This is a genomic window from Lonsdalea iberica (assembly GCF_002111585.1).
GTDB classification, from domain to species: Bacteria; Pseudomonadota; Gammaproteobacteria; order Enterobacterales; family Enterobacteriaceae; genus Lonsdalea; species Lonsdalea iberica.
The window spans coordinates 1-15,323 of record NZ_LUTP01000024.1 but is presented as its reverse complement, the minus strand read 5'-3'; the positions used below and the strand labels follow the sequence as shown (position 1 = coordinate 15,323).

Sequence of the window (15,323 nt, the reverse complement as noted above, 5' to 3'; positions counted from 1 at the left end):
GGGCGTTTTATCTGACCCGAAGGCACCATCAACGACCGTCGTTGCAGCCAAGCCGCCTTAACGGGTTACATTGCCCGCCGTCGCCTTAAGTCGCTCAATGCGACGCCCGACCTTATCGATCACCTGCTGTGGCTTAATTGCCTGCATCACATGACCTTGCTGAATCGCGAGATTATTGGTGGCGCCATAAATCACATCGTGCAGGTCCGGGTCCTGATAAGGGCCAGTGCTGTGCGGCTCCGCGGTCACAAACAGGCTCACCGTCGGTACTCTAAGCGCAACGGCAATATGCAGAGGCCCGGTATCTCCGGTCACCAGCACATCCATACCGTTGATCAACCCCACCAGCTCTTTCAAACTCGACGAACCGATGTGGTTGACGATGCGTGAATGCAGTGCCGGATCGATCTGCCGCAGCAGCGACTCGGCCAACGGGCTGTCCCCAGACCACCCCGTCAGCGCGATCCGGCAGGTCGGGTCCGTAGCAAGAAAATGCTCGGCCACCGCGGCAAAATACTCCACCGGCCAGCAGCGCTCAGGCGTCGAGGCTCCCATCTGAAAACCAATCACCGTGCCGCGCCCAGCGTTGTCGACAGGCGGTACCGCAAAAGGGATGCGCATGCTGATATCGCTAACGTCCGCCCCCAACATGGAAACCAGCGCCAGCTTGCGCTGAATAACATGCCCGCGAAACCCGATGACGTATCCCGCCAGCCAGCGATCCATCGGCGTGATGCCGTCGACATAGTTATCGCGCAGAACGTATTTCGCCCCTGACATCACCGCGCTCAGATAATCATAAGGGTCGTGTGAATGCAGAATGATGGCCAGGTCGGGCATGCCGAACTGTTGAATGTCTCGCACCAGCTGAGGAACCGTTTTGATTTTGGTATTCCAGCACACGACGTGCTGCCAATCTGCCCCACCTTCCACGAAGGCTTCCAGTTTCTTATGCACGACCAGCGTAATCTTCGCCTGGGGGAAGCGTTGGCGCACCGCATGGATCGCCGGCGTATTGAACATCAAATCGCCCAGCGCGGTCGTGGAATAAATGACGATATGGGAGAACGCGCTCTCCGTAACGAGCTGCTGCGGAGACTGAAGCCGCCCTTTGCCGCGGGTGTACAGACGCAAGAACAGATCAACGAGCTTAAATTTCCAGCCTTTCTTCATCTAAACAGCCTTAATTCCCTGATAATATTCCGACAACGTTTTGCCCTCTGTTTTCTCTGCCAGCGAGGCGAATAACGCGTCTAAGTCGCGATAAAGCATTTCGATATGTTGCTCGGTGGTGAACGTCGGGCTGCCTCCCGGCATAAATTCCGACGAGTGGAGCATAAACTCTACGTAGTCGCTGCCGTCGGCCAACACCTTTTCCACCACTGATTCCATCTGACGCAGATTACCGCCTTTGGGCCGCACCCAATTCACGGAAGCGCTGCGCTGTTTTCCACGCAGACGATCATATATCCGGGTCATCGCGTTGAGGAAGCCGCTGTGCTTATACTGAATGCTCATCGGCACTTCCAGTAAAGATGAGCTCCCCGGCTGCGCGATGTTAGTCGGGTCCATGAAATAAGCATGGTGTGGGAAGCGGGTGTAGTCTGTACCGCCTTGCCCATCCGGGTCGCCCAGGGAATACCGCCAGTTCACCAACGGCGTGACGGAACAGTCAATCTCATAGCCATACTCTATCAATAGCTGAACGTACTCTTCGTTCAACGCCCAGCGGCCAGAGCGATGGCTTCGAATTTTGCTTTGGAACGTATCTTCGAGTAACGACGTCATGTACTCGATTTTCTGCCGCATCACCGCTTTGGGGTACTCGATCAGATAAGGCTTATAGCGCCAATCGTTCCCGGTCAGATCAAACTCAGGCGGATTGTTCCAGGCATGCAGATGCATTCCGACCTCTCCCTGGTCTCGGGCGATGACATCCCTGGCGAACTCTATATAGGCGGGATCCATCGCCATCTCGTAATTCGTTAACCAAGTGGGCTTGAAACCGTATTTTTCACAGAGCTGCTGAAACCGTGGCAAATAATGAGCATTATTTGTGGAAATCCTGTCATTATTTTGCCAAAGATTGTCTCCTTCCGTGTCGATCGTGATGATAAATGCTGGTTTACACATGGAAATCGCGCCTGATAATCTTAGGACCTAAATTTACGTAAGTCGGTGACGTGGGCAGCCTAAACCGCTACTCTCGCCCTGAAAAGTCATTATTGTAACTGAAGATGTTGATACACGGGTAAACGGAGAACCCAGTTCGCCGGGGATCAATAGTAGCCACTCCTGGCGATGTCATCTAAAATCGCCCTCTGCTTGCAATGAGAAACGCCGCTGATGAATCACACCACAGCCCCTGCCGTCAGGCATATCCTGCTGATAAAATTTCGCCATCATGGCGACATGCTGTTAACCACTCCGGTCATCAACACCCTGAGTCAGACTTACCCGGATGCCCAAATTGATGTGCTGCTGTACCTCGAAACGCAGGACATGCTGGTCGCCCACCCCCGCATCCATCGCATTTTCGCCATCGATCGCCAATGGAAAAAACAGGGGCTGCGGACCCAGCTCAGTAAAGAGTGGCAGTTGATCAGCCTGTTGCGTCATCAGCGTTACGATCTCGTCATCAACCTGGCCGATCAGTGGCGGAGCGCCTTGATCGCGAAACTGACCGGTGCGCCGGTTCGTCTGGGTTTTGACTTCGATAAGCGTCAGCATCCGCTCTGGCGTTACTGCCACAGCGATGTGGTCAGCACCGCGCAGCACGGGCATCAGCACACCGTGGAACAAAATCTGTCCATCCTATCTCCGCTGGGCATTCCTTCCGTCAGCACGCAGGTCACAATGGGGTATACCGCCGAAGACTGGGCGCTGTGTCAGGAAAAGCTGCGACAGCAGCAGGTCGACGGCCCCTACATTGTCGTCCAGCCGACCTCCCGCTGGCTATTCAAGTGCTGGAGCGAAGAGAATATGGCGGCGACGATCTCCGCACTTCAGCAGGACGGACACACGATCGTCGTGACATCCGGACCGGATACCAAAGAGCAAAAGATGGTGTCTGACATTCTCGAGCGCTGCCCATCCCACGGCGTGGTCTCACTCTCCGGCCAGCTAACGTTGCGCCAGCTGGCGGCACTTATCGACCATGCCCGCCTGTTTTTGGGCGTCGATTCCGTCCCTATGCATATGGCCGCCGCCCTGCAAACGCCCAGCATCGCCCTCTTCGGGCCTTCCAAACTTCACTTCTGGCGTCCCTGGCAGGCACCGGGAGAGGTCATCTGGGCCGGTGACTACGGCACGCTACCCGATCCGGATGATATAGATACCGGCACACAACAACGCTATCTCGACCTGATCCCCGTCGAGGCGGTCACGGCCGCAGTACGGAGACAACTATCATGAGTCATTTTCGCCTCGCCATCGTGCGGCAGAAATATCGGCCGGACGGCGGCGCCGAACGCTTTGTGAGCCGCGCGCTGGAAGCGCTGGAAGATGAAGATTTACAGCTGAATGTGATTACGCGTCAGTGGCAGGGTGAAAAGAAGCCGGACTGGCATTTGCACCTGTGTCATCCCCGCTACTGGACCCGTGTCGGGCGTGAGCGCGGTTTCGCCGATGCCGCCCGCGCGCTGTGGCAGCAAGAGCAGTTCGATTTGGTGCAGAGCCACGAACGTATCGCAGGATGCGACATTTATCGCGCGGGCGACGGCGTTCATCGTCGCTGGCTCATGCAGCGCGCGCGTCTGCTGCCCGCCTGGCGCAAACCGTTACTGTTCTCCAACCGATTCCATCGCTACGTTATGCAGGCCGAAGGCGATATGTATCGGGCGCCGCAGTTGAAAGCGGTCATCTGCAATGCAGAATTGATCAAACAGGAAATTATCGAAGAGTTCGGTCTCAGCGCGGACAAGATCCATGTGATTTATAACGCTATCGACAGCACGCGATTTTTACCTGCGGAAGAGTCGCAGCGCCGGGCAATGCGCACCGCGCTGACGCTGCCGCAGGACGCGTGCGTCATGGTTTACGTCGGCTCCGGCTTCGAACGCAAAGGGCTAGCGGCCGCCATCCGGGCCGTCGCCGGAACGGACCGCTATCTGATCGTCGTCGGGCAGGATAAAGCGGAACGTCAATACCGGGCTCTTGCGGCCTCACTCGGGTGCGAATCACGTATACGCTTTACCGGTATGCAAAAAGATCCGCAGCCTTACTATCATGCGGCCGACGGCCTGCTGCTGCCAACGCTCTACGATCCCTTCCCCAATGTGATTCTGGAAGCGATGGCCTGCGGACTCCCGGTCATCACGACCACGACCTGCGGCGGATCGGAATTCATCCGAGCCGGTGAAAATGGTTACGTCTGCGATGCGCTGGATATCCCGGCGCTGACTGATGCCGTGATGGCGCTGCCCGCCGCCGCACCCGGTAGTCGCATGAGCGACGCGGCGCGGGCGCGTATTATCGATGCGTCGCCGCAAAAGCTCTCTCAGCAGCTTATCTCGCTCTATCGAACTTTATTGGACGAATAACACATGCGTATCTTGATGATCATCGACGGCCTGCCCGGCGGCGGCGCAGAAAAAGTGGTGTTGACGCTGGCCGCGGGCTTGGTGGCTCAGCGCCATCAAGTTTCGCTATTCTCGCTGCGCGACGTCTGCGAATACCCTGTGCCGGAAGGCGTCGATTATCAGACGATCGCCGATCACAGCCGAACGCCTTGGCGCAAACTTACCGAACTTCGCCGACGCGCCGCGATGCTGGATGCGGCGATCCAACGTGCGCAAGCGCAGCAGGGACCGTTTGACCTGGTGTTGTCAAACCTGCATAAAACCGACCGCATTGTGGCCCGCAGCCGGGCGCTCAATCCCGACAACGTCTGGTTTTGCCTACACGGCATGTTTTCACCGTCGTATCTCGGCCATCGAACCGGCCTCTCCCGTTGGTTGAAACGCATCAAAATTCAGCGGGTCTACCAGCAGCGCAACATTGTTGCGGTGTCTCAAGCGGTGCTGTCGGATTTACAAAGCGCCTTTCAGGTACGGCCTTCCAATACCGCGGTCATCAACAACCCATTTGATTTTGCGGCGATTACCGCACTGGCAGGCCAGCCCTGCGAACGCGCCGGGACGGATTATCTGGTGCATGTCGGTCGTTTCCACCCCAACAAACGTCACGACCGTTTGATTCGTGCCTATGCGCTGAGCGGCATCGAGATGCCGTTGGTCTTGTTGGGTAAAGGCCGGGACGAGGAAGTCCAGCGCATACGGCAACTAGCCGTCGAGTTAGGCGTGGCCGATCGCGTTATTTTTCAAGGATTCTGCGACAACCCCTACCCTTATATCCGCCATGCCCGCCTGCTGGTGTTGAGTTCCGACAGCGAAGGTTTTGGCAACGTGCTGGTTGAAGCGTTGAGCTGTGGAACGCCGGTTGTCAGCACTCGCTGCCCCGGAGGACCTGAAGAGATACTGACCGGCCCACTGGCGCGGGGTCTGGCGGCATTGACCGACGACTCGCTGGCAGCGACGCTGAAGTCGGTTCTGGCGTCTCCGCCTGAAATCGATAAGTCCCAGCTGGAGCGCTACCGCATCGAGTCTATATGCGCGGCCTATCTCGCGCTTGCAGAGCGTAAACCCGCTCACTGACCGCCCCGATTTACAGCAAAACGCCCCTGAAGGCCGCCCGGACCGCGGCGGCCTTCAGTCCCATCGCTGACGCGGGAGACAAAATGCCTCTCCCATGTTTATTAACATTCCGGCTTTACCCCTCCTACACGGCGTAGATGTCGGGATTTATCTGAAAGAACGAGATATAACGCTAGCTCGGACTGCAACAACGAACCGGCATCCTCCAATGTTCACAGAAAAATAGGCGAATGCGCACAATTCTGTTTCGTTTTTATCATAGGAAGCGAATGGGGTATCAAAGAAAATAACGCCGGGGAGATAATCCTGACGCCGTTCTTTGCACCGAGCTTCTTTCCCGAATAAACGCAGCGTCGAAAAAATAGGAAAACACAGCTAAAAATCAAGGCCCTTTCGCCGGTATTACCACGCAATATTATCGCGACACGCCCATGAATGATTGAAACGCCATGTGCTCTATACAATAGGGGGATCGCTGAATATTATCGTTAAAATTCAGTTGGTTGTTAGATATTTCCGTCACGACATTTCTCTTTGACCCATCGAAAAATGAGCGGTGTTGTCATGGGATTCTCTGGCTACCGCGATACGGTAACGACCAGAAAATAATTACCCAAAAAGTTTTAATGCATTATTTGGAATAATAAATTAACGCAGAGAATATTTACTGAAATAGTGAATAGCGATGCGTTAAGACAATAATCAAAAAACAGAGAACTCATTCACCGGCTACTTGGCCTTTTTTAATAGTGACGAGGCTTGATTACGCTTATGTGACGTTATTAATTAAGGATGTCATTTATCTCTCTTTTTTCGAATTTTGTTTATATAAATTATATAAATTTTGCATGACGTCATTATGGGGGGACTCATGACGCCGATCACCACAAAGCCTAATTATTACAGTGAGTTAAGAGCAGATGGCGACAATGCGTAATAGTTGCAACATATTGATTAAACGCGTATTACACATAGGTGCAAAAAAAGGGATATCGCGGCCTCCGTTATCGTAAGTGATAGATTTAGCGGCTATAAATATATAGAATTCGCTATCTCTGACTTAAATATAGATACTTATGTTACAGCTGCTGTATACCGTTCTGCTTTACCTCATCCAGCCTTTGATCTGGATTCGTCTTTGGCTACGCGGCCGTAAAATCCCTGCCTATCGCAAGCGCTGGGGCGAACGTTATGGCTTCTACAAAGACACCGTAAAACCGGAAGGTATCTTGCTGCACTCCGTCTCCGTGGGAGAAACATTGGCCGCCGTGCCGCTGGTGAGAGCGTTACGCTACCGCTATCCGTCCCTGCCCATCACCGTCACCACGATGACGCCGACCGGCTCGGAACGCGCGCAATCCGCCTTCGGCAAAGACGTGTATCACGTCTATCTCCCCTATGATTTACCGGGCGCGATGAAGCGCTTTTTAAATCACGTTCAGCCACGGCTGGTCATTGTGATGGAAACCGAACTTTGGCCCAATATGATTGATGCTCTGCATCAGCGTCATATTCCATTGGTCATCGCTAACGCACGTCTTTCCGAACGATCCGCCACCGGCTACAAAAAGCTGGGCAAACTGATGCGCACCCTGCTGCGACGTATCACCCTGATCGCCGTTCAGAATGCAGAGGACGGCGAACGATTTATTTCGCTGGGCTTGAAACGCAAACAGCTGAACGTGACCGGCAGCCTGAAATTTGATATTTCCGTAACACCGGAGCTCGCGGCGAAGGCGGTAACGCTGCGGCGTCAATGGGCCTCCCAGCGCCCGGTGTGGATTGCCGCCAGCACCCATGACGGCGAAGAGAAGATCGTTGTCGACGCACATTGCGAGCTGCTGAAGACCTTCCCTAACCTGCTGTTGATTCTGGTGCCGCGCCACCCAGAGCGTTTCAACGACGCCAAAAACATCGTCAGCAAAGCCGGTCTTGAATATACCCTGCGCAGCGAGGGCGCTATCCCCTCGTCCTCATCGCAGGTGGTCATCGGCGATACAATGGGCGAACTGATGCTGCTCTACGGCATCGCCGACCTGGCCTTTGTCGGCGGCAGCCTGATTGGACGCGGCGGCCATAACCCGCTGGAGCCCGCAGCGCATGCCATCCCGGTACTGATGGGACCGCATACCTTCAATTTCAAAGATATTTGCGCTCGACTGCAGCAGTCTGATGGCCTGATCACGGTGACGGATACCGCCTCCTTGGTCGAACAGGTCAGCAATCTGCTCTCCGACGACGACTATCGCCAGTATTACGGCCGTCACGCGGTACAGGTGCTGCATAAAAATCAGGGCGCGCTGCAAAGTCTGCTAAAACTACTGGAACCCTACCTACCGCCGCGGAGACAATAATGAGCCATCCTCGCCTGTCTGTTGTGCTCATCAGCCGTAATGAGGCAGAACTACTGCCGGACTGTCTGGCTTCTGTTTCCTGGGCGGATGAGATCATTGTTCTGGATTCAGGCAGCAGCGACGATACGCAGGCGATCGCCCGTCAGTACGGCGCACAGGTGTTCCAGCATCACGACTGGCCGGGTTTCGGCCGACAACGACAACGGGCGCAAAGCTACGCCAGCGGCGACTATATCTTCATGATTGACTGCGATGAGCGCATGACGCCTGAGCTGAAACTCGCGATTGAGCAAGTACTTGCGGCGCCCGATGGAAAAACCGTCTACCGCTGCGCGCGCCGCAATCTGTTTTTAGGCCGGTTTATGCGCCACAGCGGCTGGTATCCCGATGAGGTGATCCGCCTCTACCCGCGCCACTATCGCTACAACGATAACGCAGTGCATGAGTCGCTGGATTATGGCGATGCGCACGTCGTTTCGCTGGCAGGCGATCTAGAACATCTCACCTGCCGGGACTTTTTCACATTTCAGCAAAAGCAGTTCGATTACGCTACCAGCTGGGCGCAGTCCCGTTTTGAGGCGGGTAAACGCTGTAGCTACCTGTCCATCCTCACCCATACGCTCGGCGCTTTCGCCAAGACCTGGCTGCTGCGCGCCGGCTTTCTGGACGGCAAGCGCGGCCTGCTGCTGGCGATAGTCAATGCGCAGTATACGTTTAATAAATATACTGGCTTATGGGCACTGAATAACCAGCGTAAACATCATGACGACTAGAGCGATTTATCCCGGCACCTTCGACCCGTTGACCAATGGCCATCTCGACCTGCTGACCCGCGCCGCCCGCATGTTCGACCATCTCATCCTGGCGATTGCCGCCAGTCCCAGCAAAAACACGCTGTTCACGCTGGAAGAACGCGTTGCGCTAGCGCGCGAAGTAACACGTCATCTGAGCAACGTGGAAGTGATGGGATTCAGCGAGCTGATGGCACATTTTGCCCAGAAGCATCAGGCGAATATTTTGGTGCGCGGTCTGCGGGCGGTATCGGACTTCGAATATGAGTGGCAGTTGGCGAAGATGAACACGCACCTGATGCCCGAACTGGAGAGCGTCTTTCTAATGCCTGCGGAGCAGTGGTCCTTTATTTCGTCCACGCTGGTGAAAGAAGTCGCCCGCCACGGCGGCGACATCGATCCGTTCCTTCCCCCGCCAATCTCCGCAGCCCTTCGGAAAAAGCTGGCCTGACGCGCCGTCAGCGCTGGCAGGTGCGGCAAAAGAACGTGCTGCGCTGCCCTTGTTTCAGACTTTCAATCAACGTCCCACAGTGACGGCAAGGTTCGCCGCTGCGACCGTAGACCTGCAGTTCTTGCGCGAAATAGCCCGGTTTCCCGTCCGACTGCAGGAAATCCCGCAGCGTGGTTCCGCCTTGCTCGATGGAGCGTAGCAGCACTTTCTTAATCGTGACCGCCAGCAGTTGGAATTCGGCTTCGCTCAAGGTGCCTGCGGCTCTTTCAGGCAGAATGCCCGCGCTGAACAGGGATTCGCTGGCGTAGATGTTACCCACGCCGACCACCAGCTTGTTATCCATGATCCAAAGCTTTATCGGCGTCTTGCGGCCTCGCGATTTCTCGAACAGGTAGTCGCCGCTGAACGCATCGCTGAGCGGTTCCGGCCCCAAATGAGCCAGCACGGAACTCGTCGCCGGGTCCGTGCTCCACAGCCAGGCACCGAAGCGGCGTGGGTCGGTGTAGCGGAGCACTTTGCCGCTATCCAAAACCAGATCGACATGGTCATGCTTACCGGGCTCCACGTATTCAGGCAGCACGCGCAAACTGCCCGACATGCCGAGATGGACAATCATCCAACCGCGAGTCAGTTCGATCAGCAGGTATTTCGCGCGACGCTGAACGCTGAGCACCGCTTCGTCGCTCAATGACATAATTTCAGGGGATACCGGCCATCGCAGGCGCGCGTTGCGCACTTCCGCATGCAAAATGGTATGTCCGACCAGATAGGGTTCAATTCCCCGGCGGCTGGTTTCCACCTCTGGTAATTCAGGCATGTTTACTCCCGTGAAAAGTCATGGCCAACACTCTACCACAGCCGTATTCGCCAATTGCAGACACAAAAAAACCCGGCCGAAGCCGGGTTTTTGATAATCCACTAAAATTATTTGATTTTAGCTTCTTTATAGATCACATGCTGACGGACAACGGGATCGAATTTCTTCAGTTCCAGTTTTTCCGGCTTAGTGCGCTTGTTCTTCGTAGTGGTATAGTAGTGACCAGTACCAGCAGAAGAAACCAGCTTGATCTTCTCGCGAACACCTTTAGCCATGATTCAGTTCCTTAATACTTCTCACCACGGGCACGTAAGTCGGCCAGAACCGTCTCAATACCCTTCTTATCGATAATACGCATACCTTTAGCAGATACGCGCAGCGTAACAAAACGCTTCTCACCTTCCACCCAGAAACGGTGTGAGTGCAGGTTCGGCAGAAAACGGCGTTTGGTCGCATTCAGTGCGTGGGAACGGTTGTTACCCGTCACCGGACGCTTGCCAGTAACTTGGCAGACTCGGGACATGTCTATTCTCCAAAAATCAAATCAGCTCGAGCTTCGTATAGGGTGTTGGCCGCCTCGTCAGGCTCTAGAGCCCATCTCAGCAACTTCACTGAAAAGACTCTGTCATCAGGGGAAACCTGCTGAGATAGGCTCTTAACGCCACACCCAAGATTCTCAAAGGTGGCGTAGTATACGCTCTGAAGCGTATGCGCTCAAGTCCCGAACAGCTAAAGATCCCTCAGGATCGTCGAAATATGCCTTAAATCCACCCGCGCTCGGCAAAAGAGGCATACTCACCGTGCCCGATAACCAAGTGATCGAGCACGCGGATGTCCAACAATTGGCATACTTTGACGATATGTTCCGTAATGGCGCGGTCAGCCTGACTGGGCTCTGCCTTTCCCGACGGATGGTTGTGCGCCAAAATCAACGCTGCCGCATTCGCCTTCAGCGCCTCACGAGCAATTTCTCGCGGGTGCACCTCTACGCAGTTAATCGTACCAGCAAACATCTCCTGATGGCGAATGACACGATGCTGATTGTCTAGAAAAAGGACTAAAAAAACTTCGCGTTCGCGATGCGCCAGCAGTAATTGGAGGTATTGCAACGTCACTTCCGAGCTGATCATGGCGTCTTCGCGCGCCAGTCGGGAGGAAAACAACCGCCGCGACAGCTCCCCCACCGCCTGCAGCTGCGTATATTTGGACAGCCCGATACCGCGAGCCGTACGAAACTCAGTCTGCTCCGCCGTCATCAACTGATGCAATGACCCGAACTGATTCAGCAGATTTTCCGCCAGTTGCATGACATGCGTTCCCGGTAACCCGGTACGCAGAAAAATGGCGAGCAGTTCTGTATCCGTCAATGCGCAGGCCCCATTCCGTATCAGTTTTTCCCTCGGTGCCTGCCCGTTTAGCCACATCATGGTAGTGTCCCCCTCCCTGAGTCTTGAAGGCATTCTGGCATGTGGACAAGGGACGAACGAGGGGACGGAGGAGAAGATGCGAGGAGGTGCGCAATCTGTCGTTGCAACACGCGTCACCATGACAAGATTCCGTTTCCTTCGGACGCTTATGGTAAAATGCCCGACACTTTCTTTAGCTCACACTCGGACAAAACGATGACGGAACTCTCCAGTCTGCTTGCACTCGCCGGCAAACATATCGTACTGGGTATCAGCGGAGGTATCGCCGCCTACAAATGCCCTGAGCTGGTCCGCCGCCTGCGGGACGAAGGCGCGGAGGTTCGCGTGGTCATGACGCCTGCCGCCAAAGCGTTCATCACGCCGCTCACCCTTCAGGCCGTCTCCGGCTACCCGGTGGCGGACGATTTGCTGGATCCAGCCGCAGAGGCCGCGATGGGGCATATCGCGCTTGGAAAATGGGCGGATTTAATCATCATCGCCCCTGCGTCCGCTGACGTTATCGCCCGACTGGCCGTCGGCATGGCCAACGACCTGCTGACGACGGCCTGTCTGGCCAGCGCCGCGCCTCTGGCCGTCGCGCCGGCCATGAATCAACAGATGTATCGCGCCCTGCCGACGCAGGACAACCTCAAACGTCTGACCGAACGCGGCGTGCATATTTGGGGACCGGACAGCGGCAGTCAGGCCTGCGGCGACGTCGGCCCCGGTAGAATGCTCGACCCGATGGAGATCGTGGAACAGGCGAAGCAATTTTTTGCGCAAACCGCCGATCTCCAGCATCTGAACGTCTTGATCACCGCAGGGCCGACGCGAGAGGCGCTGGACCCGGTGCGCTTCGTCAGCAATCACAGTTCAGGCCAGATGGGATTCGCGATTGCAGAAGCGGCGGCGATGCGCGGCGCGAATGTCACGCTGGTCGCCGGTCCGGTCGTTCTGCCGACGCCCAACGGCGTACGACGTATCAATGTCGCCAGCGCGTTGGAAATGCATGAAGCGGTCATGTCCGCCTCCCCCGAACAGCACATCGTGATCGGCTGCGCCGCCGTGGCGGATTACCGTGCAAAAAGCGTGGAGAGCGAAAAAATTAAAAAGCAGGGTGATGAAATGACTGTCACCCTGGTAAAAAATCCGGATATCATCGCCGACGTGGCGGCGATGAAGGAACACCGGCCTTATGTTGTCGGGTTTGCTGCCGAAACCACTAATGTGGAAGAATACGCGCGGCAGAAACTGGCCAGCAAAAAACTGGATTTAATCTGCGCAAACGACGTGTCCCAAGCCGACCGCGGCTTCAATGCGAAAACCAATGCGTTGCACCTTTTCTGGCTCGGAGGAGACAAACAGTTGCCGCTCGGCAGCAAACGTCTCCTGGGCCAACAGCTAATTGACGAGATTGTCAGCCGATATGACGAAAAAAATTGACGTAAAAATTATCGATCCCCGCATCGGACAGGAATTCCCGTTGCCGACGTATGCCACGCCGGGTTCCGCCGGCCTGGACCTGCGCGCCTGTCTGGACAGCTCCGTGGTGCTAGGCGCAGGCGAAACGACGCTGCTGCCGACCGGTCTGGCCATTCACATCGGCGACCCGTCGCTGGCAGCGGTGATCCTGCCTCGCTCCGGTCTGGGCCATAAGCACGGCGTCGTGCTGGGCAATCTGGTCGGACTGATCGACTCCGACTATCAGGGACAGTTGATGGTCTCTGTATGGAACCGGGGGTCGACGTCGTTTACGATCGAACCTGGCGAACGCATCGCGCAAATGGTCTTTGTGCCGGTCGTTCAGGCCGAATTCAATCTGGTTAACGAGTTCACCGACAGTGAGCGGGGAGAAGGTGGTTTCGGTCACTCTGGCCGCCACTGATCCACATCTATTCTTTCTAAAAAAAACCTATAAGCCACAGCGTATTACGCGACTGTGGCGCTATCTGGTGTGGGCAGTTGAATCTTTATCAAGGGTCTTTTCAGACATGGCAGAGAAAGAAAATACGAAAAGGAACCGTCGCGAGGAAATCTTGCAGGCATTGGCGCAGATGCTGCAATCCAGCGACGGCAGTCAACGGATCACCACAGCGAAGCTGGCAGCCAACGTCGGCGTATCTGAAGCGGCGCTTTACCGGCATTTTCCCAGTAAAACCCGGATGTTCGACAGCCTGATCGAATTTATCGAAGACAGCCTGACAACCCGTATCAACCTGATTTTGCAGGATGAAAAAGAGACGTTTAATCGTCTTCGTCTGATTTTGCTGCTGATTTTGGGATTTGCCGAAAAAAACCCGGGATTGACCCGTATTCTGACCGGCCATGCCTTGATGTTTGAACAGGATCGCCTGCAGGGAAGGATTAACCAGCTGTTCGACCGCATCGAATCTCAGATCAAGCAGGTACTGCGGGAACATAAAATGCGCGGCGGAGCGCCGTTCAAGCATGACGAAACACTGCTTGCCAGCCAACTCCTGGCCTTCTGCGAAGGCATGCTGTCCCGCTATACCCGTTCGGAGTTTCGCTTTCTCCCCACTCAGGAATTCGACGCTCGCTGGCCGCTGCTGGCCGCCCAGATAGCATAGGGATGATGGCAGCGCCGCTCACCTGCGGCGCTGCCACACGGTTAAACGCCGTAACGATCGCGATAGGTCTGTACGGCAGTCAGATGCTCCGCCATCTCCGGCTTCTCCTGCAGATAGGTAATGAGATCCTCTAGGGTGATGATGGAAATCACCTTGCACGCGTAATCCCGCTCCACTTCCTGAATGGCGGAAAGCTCGCCGCGTCCGCGCTCCTGACGGTCCAAGGCAATTAATACGCCCGCCAGCGACGCGCCCTGTGCGGAAATGATATCCATCGACTCGCGAATTGCGGTGCCCGCCGTGATGACATCATCCACCAGCATGATGCGCCCGACCAGCGGACTGCCGACCAAGCTGCCGCCTTCGCCATGATCTTTGGCTTCCTTCCGATTGAAACAGTAGGGAACATCGCGATCGTGATGTTCCGCCAGCGCCACCGCCGTGGTCGTCGCGATAGGAATGCCCTTATAGGCCGGCCCAAACAGCACATCGAATTCGATAGCCGCATCCATCAGCGCCGCGGCATAAAAGCGCCCCAGCAAGGCCAGGTCGCGCCCCGTATTAAACAGCCCGGCATTGAAGAAATAGGGGCTGGTACGCCCGGATTTCAGCGTGAACTCGCCGAACTTTAATACCTGCTTGCTGAGTGCGAATTCAATAAACTGGCGTTGATAGGCTTTCATGGCAACTTCTCCTGTGATGATGGATGAATACCCGGCGACAAACCGAAAACAGCGTCCTCTGGGCCAACCGGTCTTTGGACGACGACTGAGAATGTCCTTGAGGTAAAAACATTCAGCGCTTGCTCCCCTTGGCGGACAGCGCGTTGCGCGCCTGACATAGCGCGCAACGCGCTGCCGCAGGGAGGCTTTTCCTCTCTGAAGCACGACCAGCCGACATTAAATATTCCAGGGATGCGCCCACAATGTCGCATAGCAAGTGACCATGCTAAACCCCGGATCGCCGTGACACACCTCGCCGGCCGTTTCGTACAGACGAAAAAAAAGCGACCCTCCGGGCCGCTTCTTCAAGACTCTTTATTCCACCAGCGCCGCTTTCTGCGCCTGGACAATCGTTTCAATGCCCCCTCGCGCCAGCGCCAATAGCGCCAACAGCTCGTCATGGCTAAACGGTTCGCCCTCTGCGGTGCCCTGCACCTCAATCATGCGGCCGTCTTCGGTCATGACCACGTTCATGTCGGTTTCTGCGGCGGAGTCTTCGACATACTCCAGATCGCACAGCGCTTCACCGTTGACGATACC

General features: G+C 55.6%; 16 protein-coding genes and 1 pseudogene. 9 read left to right on the top strand and 8 right to left on the bottom strand.

All coding sequences use genetic code 11. The annotated features are described in order from the left end of the window. Nucleotides 1–57 precede the first annotated feature (57 nt). Both AU511_RS10685 and AU511_RS10680 read right to left on the bottom strand, forming a co-directional pair. On the bottom strand, nt 58–1,173 hold the full coding sequence (locus AU511_RS10685) for a glycosyltransferase family 9 protein (protein ID WP_094109633.1): 1,116 nt from the start codon (nt 1,171–1,173) through the stop codon (nt 58–60). Next, a complete protein-coding gene (locus AU511_RS10680; RefSeq protein ID WP_094109632.1) occupies nt 1,174–2,133 on the bottom strand; it encodes a polysaccharide deacetylase family protein in 960 nt (319 codons plus the stop codon). A gap of 210 nt (nt 2,134–2,343) precedes the next feature. Here AU511_RS10680 and rfaQ point away from each other — a divergent pair, with 210 nt between their 5' ends. The 6 genes from rfaQ to coaD all read left to right on the top strand — a co-directional run bounded on the left by rfaQ (nt 2,344) and on the right by coaD (nt 9,250). Beyond that, nucleotides 2,344–3,414 (top strand): putative lipopolysaccharide heptosyltransferase III, encoded by a 1,071-nt coding sequence (rfaQ, locus tag AU511_RS10675; RefSeq protein ID WP_420843448.1) that lies wholly within the window; start codon nt 2,344–2,346, stop codon nt 3,412–3,414. Continuing rightward, on the top strand, nt 3,411–4,541 hold the full coding sequence (locus AU511_RS10670; RefSeq protein WP_094100073.1) for a glycosyltransferase family 4 protein: 1,131 nt from the start codon (nt 3,411–3,413) through the stop codon (nt 4,539–4,541). The genes rfaQ and AU511_RS10670 overlap by 4 nt, the downstream gene beginning before the upstream one ends. A 3-nt stretch (nt 4,542–4,544) precedes the next feature. After that, nucleotides 4,545–5,654: a glycosyltransferase gene (locus tag AU511_RS10665; protein WP_094109630.1), complete on the top strand. Its 1,110-nt coding sequence runs from the start codon at nt 4,545–4,547 to the stop codon at nt 5,652–5,654. Nucleotides 5,655–6,730: 1,076 nt separating this feature from the next. Next, the gene (gene waaA / locus AU511_RS10660) at nt 6,731–8,008 is read left to right on the top strand and encodes a lipid IV(A) 3-deoxy-D-manno-octulosonic acid transferase (protein WP_094109629.1); all 1,278 of its coding nucleotides are present in this window, start codon (nt 6,731–6,733) and stop codon (nt 8,006–8,008) included. Continuing rightward, entirely contained in the window at nt 8,008–8,781 is a 774-nt protein-coding gene (locus AU511_RS10655; protein WP_094109628.1) for a glycosyltransferase family 2 protein, read from the top strand. Before waaA ends, AU511_RS10655 begins: the two co-directional genes overlap by 1 nt. After that, nucleotides 8,771–9,250: a pantetheine-phosphate adenylyltransferase gene (coaD, locus tag AU511_RS10650; RefSeq protein ID WP_094109627.1), complete on the top strand. Its 480-nt coding sequence runs from the start codon at nt 8,771–8,773 to the stop codon at nt 9,248–9,250. The genes AU511_RS10655 and coaD overlap by 11 nt, the downstream gene beginning before the upstream one ends. Nucleotides 9,251–9,257: 7 nt before the next feature. Here coaD and mutM read toward each other — a convergent pair whose 3' ends face one another. The 4 genes from mutM to radC form a co-directional block, all read right to left on the bottom strand. Then, the gene (gene mutM / locus AU511_RS10645; protein ID WP_094109626.1) at nt 9,258–10,067 is read right to left on the bottom strand and encodes a bifunctional DNA-formamidopyrimidine glycosylase/DNA-(apurinic or apyrimidinic site) lyase; all 810 of its coding nucleotides are present in this window, start codon (nt 10,065–10,067) and stop codon (nt 9,258–9,260) included. 107 nt (nt 10,068–10,174) lie between these two features. Then, nucleotides 10,175–10,342: a 50S ribosomal protein L33 gene (rpmG, locus tag AU511_RS10640; RefSeq protein ID WP_026738454.1), complete on the bottom strand. Its 168-nt coding sequence runs from the start codon at nt 10,340–10,342 to the stop codon at nt 10,175–10,177. An 11-nt stretch (nt 10,343–10,353) separates the two neighbouring features. Beyond that, nucleotides 10,354–10,590: a 50S ribosomal protein L28 gene (gene rpmB, locus AU511_RS10635; protein ID WP_026738455.1), complete on the bottom strand. Its 237-nt coding sequence runs from the start codon at nt 10,588–10,590 to the stop codon at nt 10,354–10,356. A 238-nt stretch (nt 10,591–10,828) separates the two neighbouring features. Further along, nucleotides 10,829–11,494 carry a RadC family protein gene (gene radC, locus AU511_RS10630; protein WP_094100067.1) on the bottom strand — a complete coding sequence of 222 codons (666 nt, stop codon included), beginning with the start codon at nt 11,492–11,494 and terminating at the stop codon, nt 10,829–10,831. Between the two features lie 195 nt (nt 11,495–11,689). On the opposite strand from radC, the gene coaBC reads away from it, so the two are divergent. From coaBC to slmA, 3 genes are all read left to right on the top strand, one after another. Continuing rightward, complete coding sequence (gene coaBC, locus AU511_RS10625) at nt 11,690–12,916, top strand: bifunctional phosphopantothenoylcysteine decarboxylase/phosphopantothenate--cysteine ligase CoaBC (protein ID WP_094109625.1); 1,227 nt, start codon at nt 11,690–11,692, stop codon at nt 12,914–12,916. After that, nucleotides 12,900–13,358 carry a dUTP diphosphatase gene (dut, locus tag AU511_RS10620; protein ID WP_094109624.1) on the top strand — a complete coding sequence of 153 codons (459 nt, stop codon included), beginning with the start codon at nt 12,900–12,902 and terminating at the stop codon, nt 13,356–13,358. Before coaBC ends, dut begins: the two co-directional genes overlap by 17 nt. A 106-nt stretch (nt 13,359–13,464) precedes the next feature. Further along, complete coding sequence (slmA, locus tag AU511_RS10615) at nt 13,465–14,061, top strand: nucleoid occlusion factor SlmA (protein WP_094100064.1); 597 nt, start codon at nt 13,465–13,467, stop codon at nt 14,059–14,061. A gap of 41 nt (nt 14,062–14,102) precedes the next feature. Here the strand turns inward: slmA and pyrE are convergent, their stop codons facing one another. Further along, nucleotides 14,103–14,744 carry an orotate phosphoribosyltransferase gene (gene pyrE / locus AU511_RS10610; RefSeq protein WP_094100063.1) on the bottom strand — a complete coding sequence of 214 codons (642 nt, stop codon included), beginning with the start codon at nt 14,742–14,744 and terminating at the stop codon, nt 14,103–14,105. Between the two features lie 354 nt (nt 14,745–15,098). Next, nucleotides 15,099–15,323: pseudogene (rph, locus tag AU511_RS10605) on the bottom strand (ribonuclease PH); the annotation flags it as partial.

Coding starts and splice junctions, on each gene's coding strand:
- AU511_RS10685 (WP_094109633.1), bottom strand. CDS start 1,173: ATGAAGAAAGGCTGGAAATTTAAGCTCGTTGATCTGTTCTTGCGTCTG.
- AU511_RS10680 (WP_094109632.1), bottom strand. CDS start 2,133: ATGTGTAAACCAGCATTTATCATCACGATCGACACGGAAGGAGACAAT.
- AU511_RS10670 (WP_094100073.1), top strand. CDS start 3,411: ATGAGTCATTTTCGCCTCGCCATCGTGCGGCAGAAATATCGGCCGGAC.
- AU511_RS10665 (WP_094109630.1), top strand. CDS start 4,545: ATGCGTATCTTGATGATCATCGACGGCCTGCCCGGCGGCGGCGCAGAA.
- waaA (WP_094109629.1), top strand. CDS start 6,731: ATGTTACAGCTGCTGTATACCGTTCTGCTTTACCTCATCCAGCCTTTG.
- AU511_RS10655 (WP_094109628.1), top strand. CDS start 8,008: ATGAGCCATCCTCGCCTGTCTGTTGTGCTCATCAGCCGTAATGAGGCA.
- coaD (WP_094109627.1), top strand. CDS start 8,771: ATGACGACTAGAGCGATTTATCCCGGCACCTTCGACCCGTTGACCAAT.
- mutM (WP_094109626.1), bottom strand. CDS start 10,067: ATGCCTGAATTACCAGAGGTGGAAACCAGCCGCCGGGGAATTGAACCC.
- rpmG (WP_026738454.1), bottom strand. CDS start 10,342: ATGGCTAAAGGTGTTCGCGAGAAGATCAAGCTGGTTTCTTCTGCTGGT.
- rpmB (WP_026738455.1), bottom strand. CDS start 10,590: ATGTCCCGAGTCTGCCAAGTTACTGGCAAGCGTCCGGTGACGGGTAAC.
- radC (WP_094100067.1), bottom strand. CDS start 11,494: ATGATGTGGCTAAACGGGCAGGCACCGAGGGAAAAACTGATACGGAAT.
- coaBC (WP_094109625.1), top strand. CDS start 11,690: ATGACGGAACTCTCCAGTCTGCTTGCACTCGCCGGCAAACATATCGTA.
- dut (WP_094109624.1), top strand. CDS start 12,900: ATGACGAAAAAAATTGACGTAAAAATTATCGATCCCCGCATCGGACAG.
- slmA (WP_094100064.1), top strand. CDS start 13,465: ATGGCAGAGAAAGAAAATACGAAAAGGAACCGTCGCGAGGAAATCTTG.
- pyrE (WP_094100063.1), bottom strand. CDS start 14,744: ATGAAAGCCTATCAACGCCAGTTTATTGAATTCGCACTCAGCAAGCAG.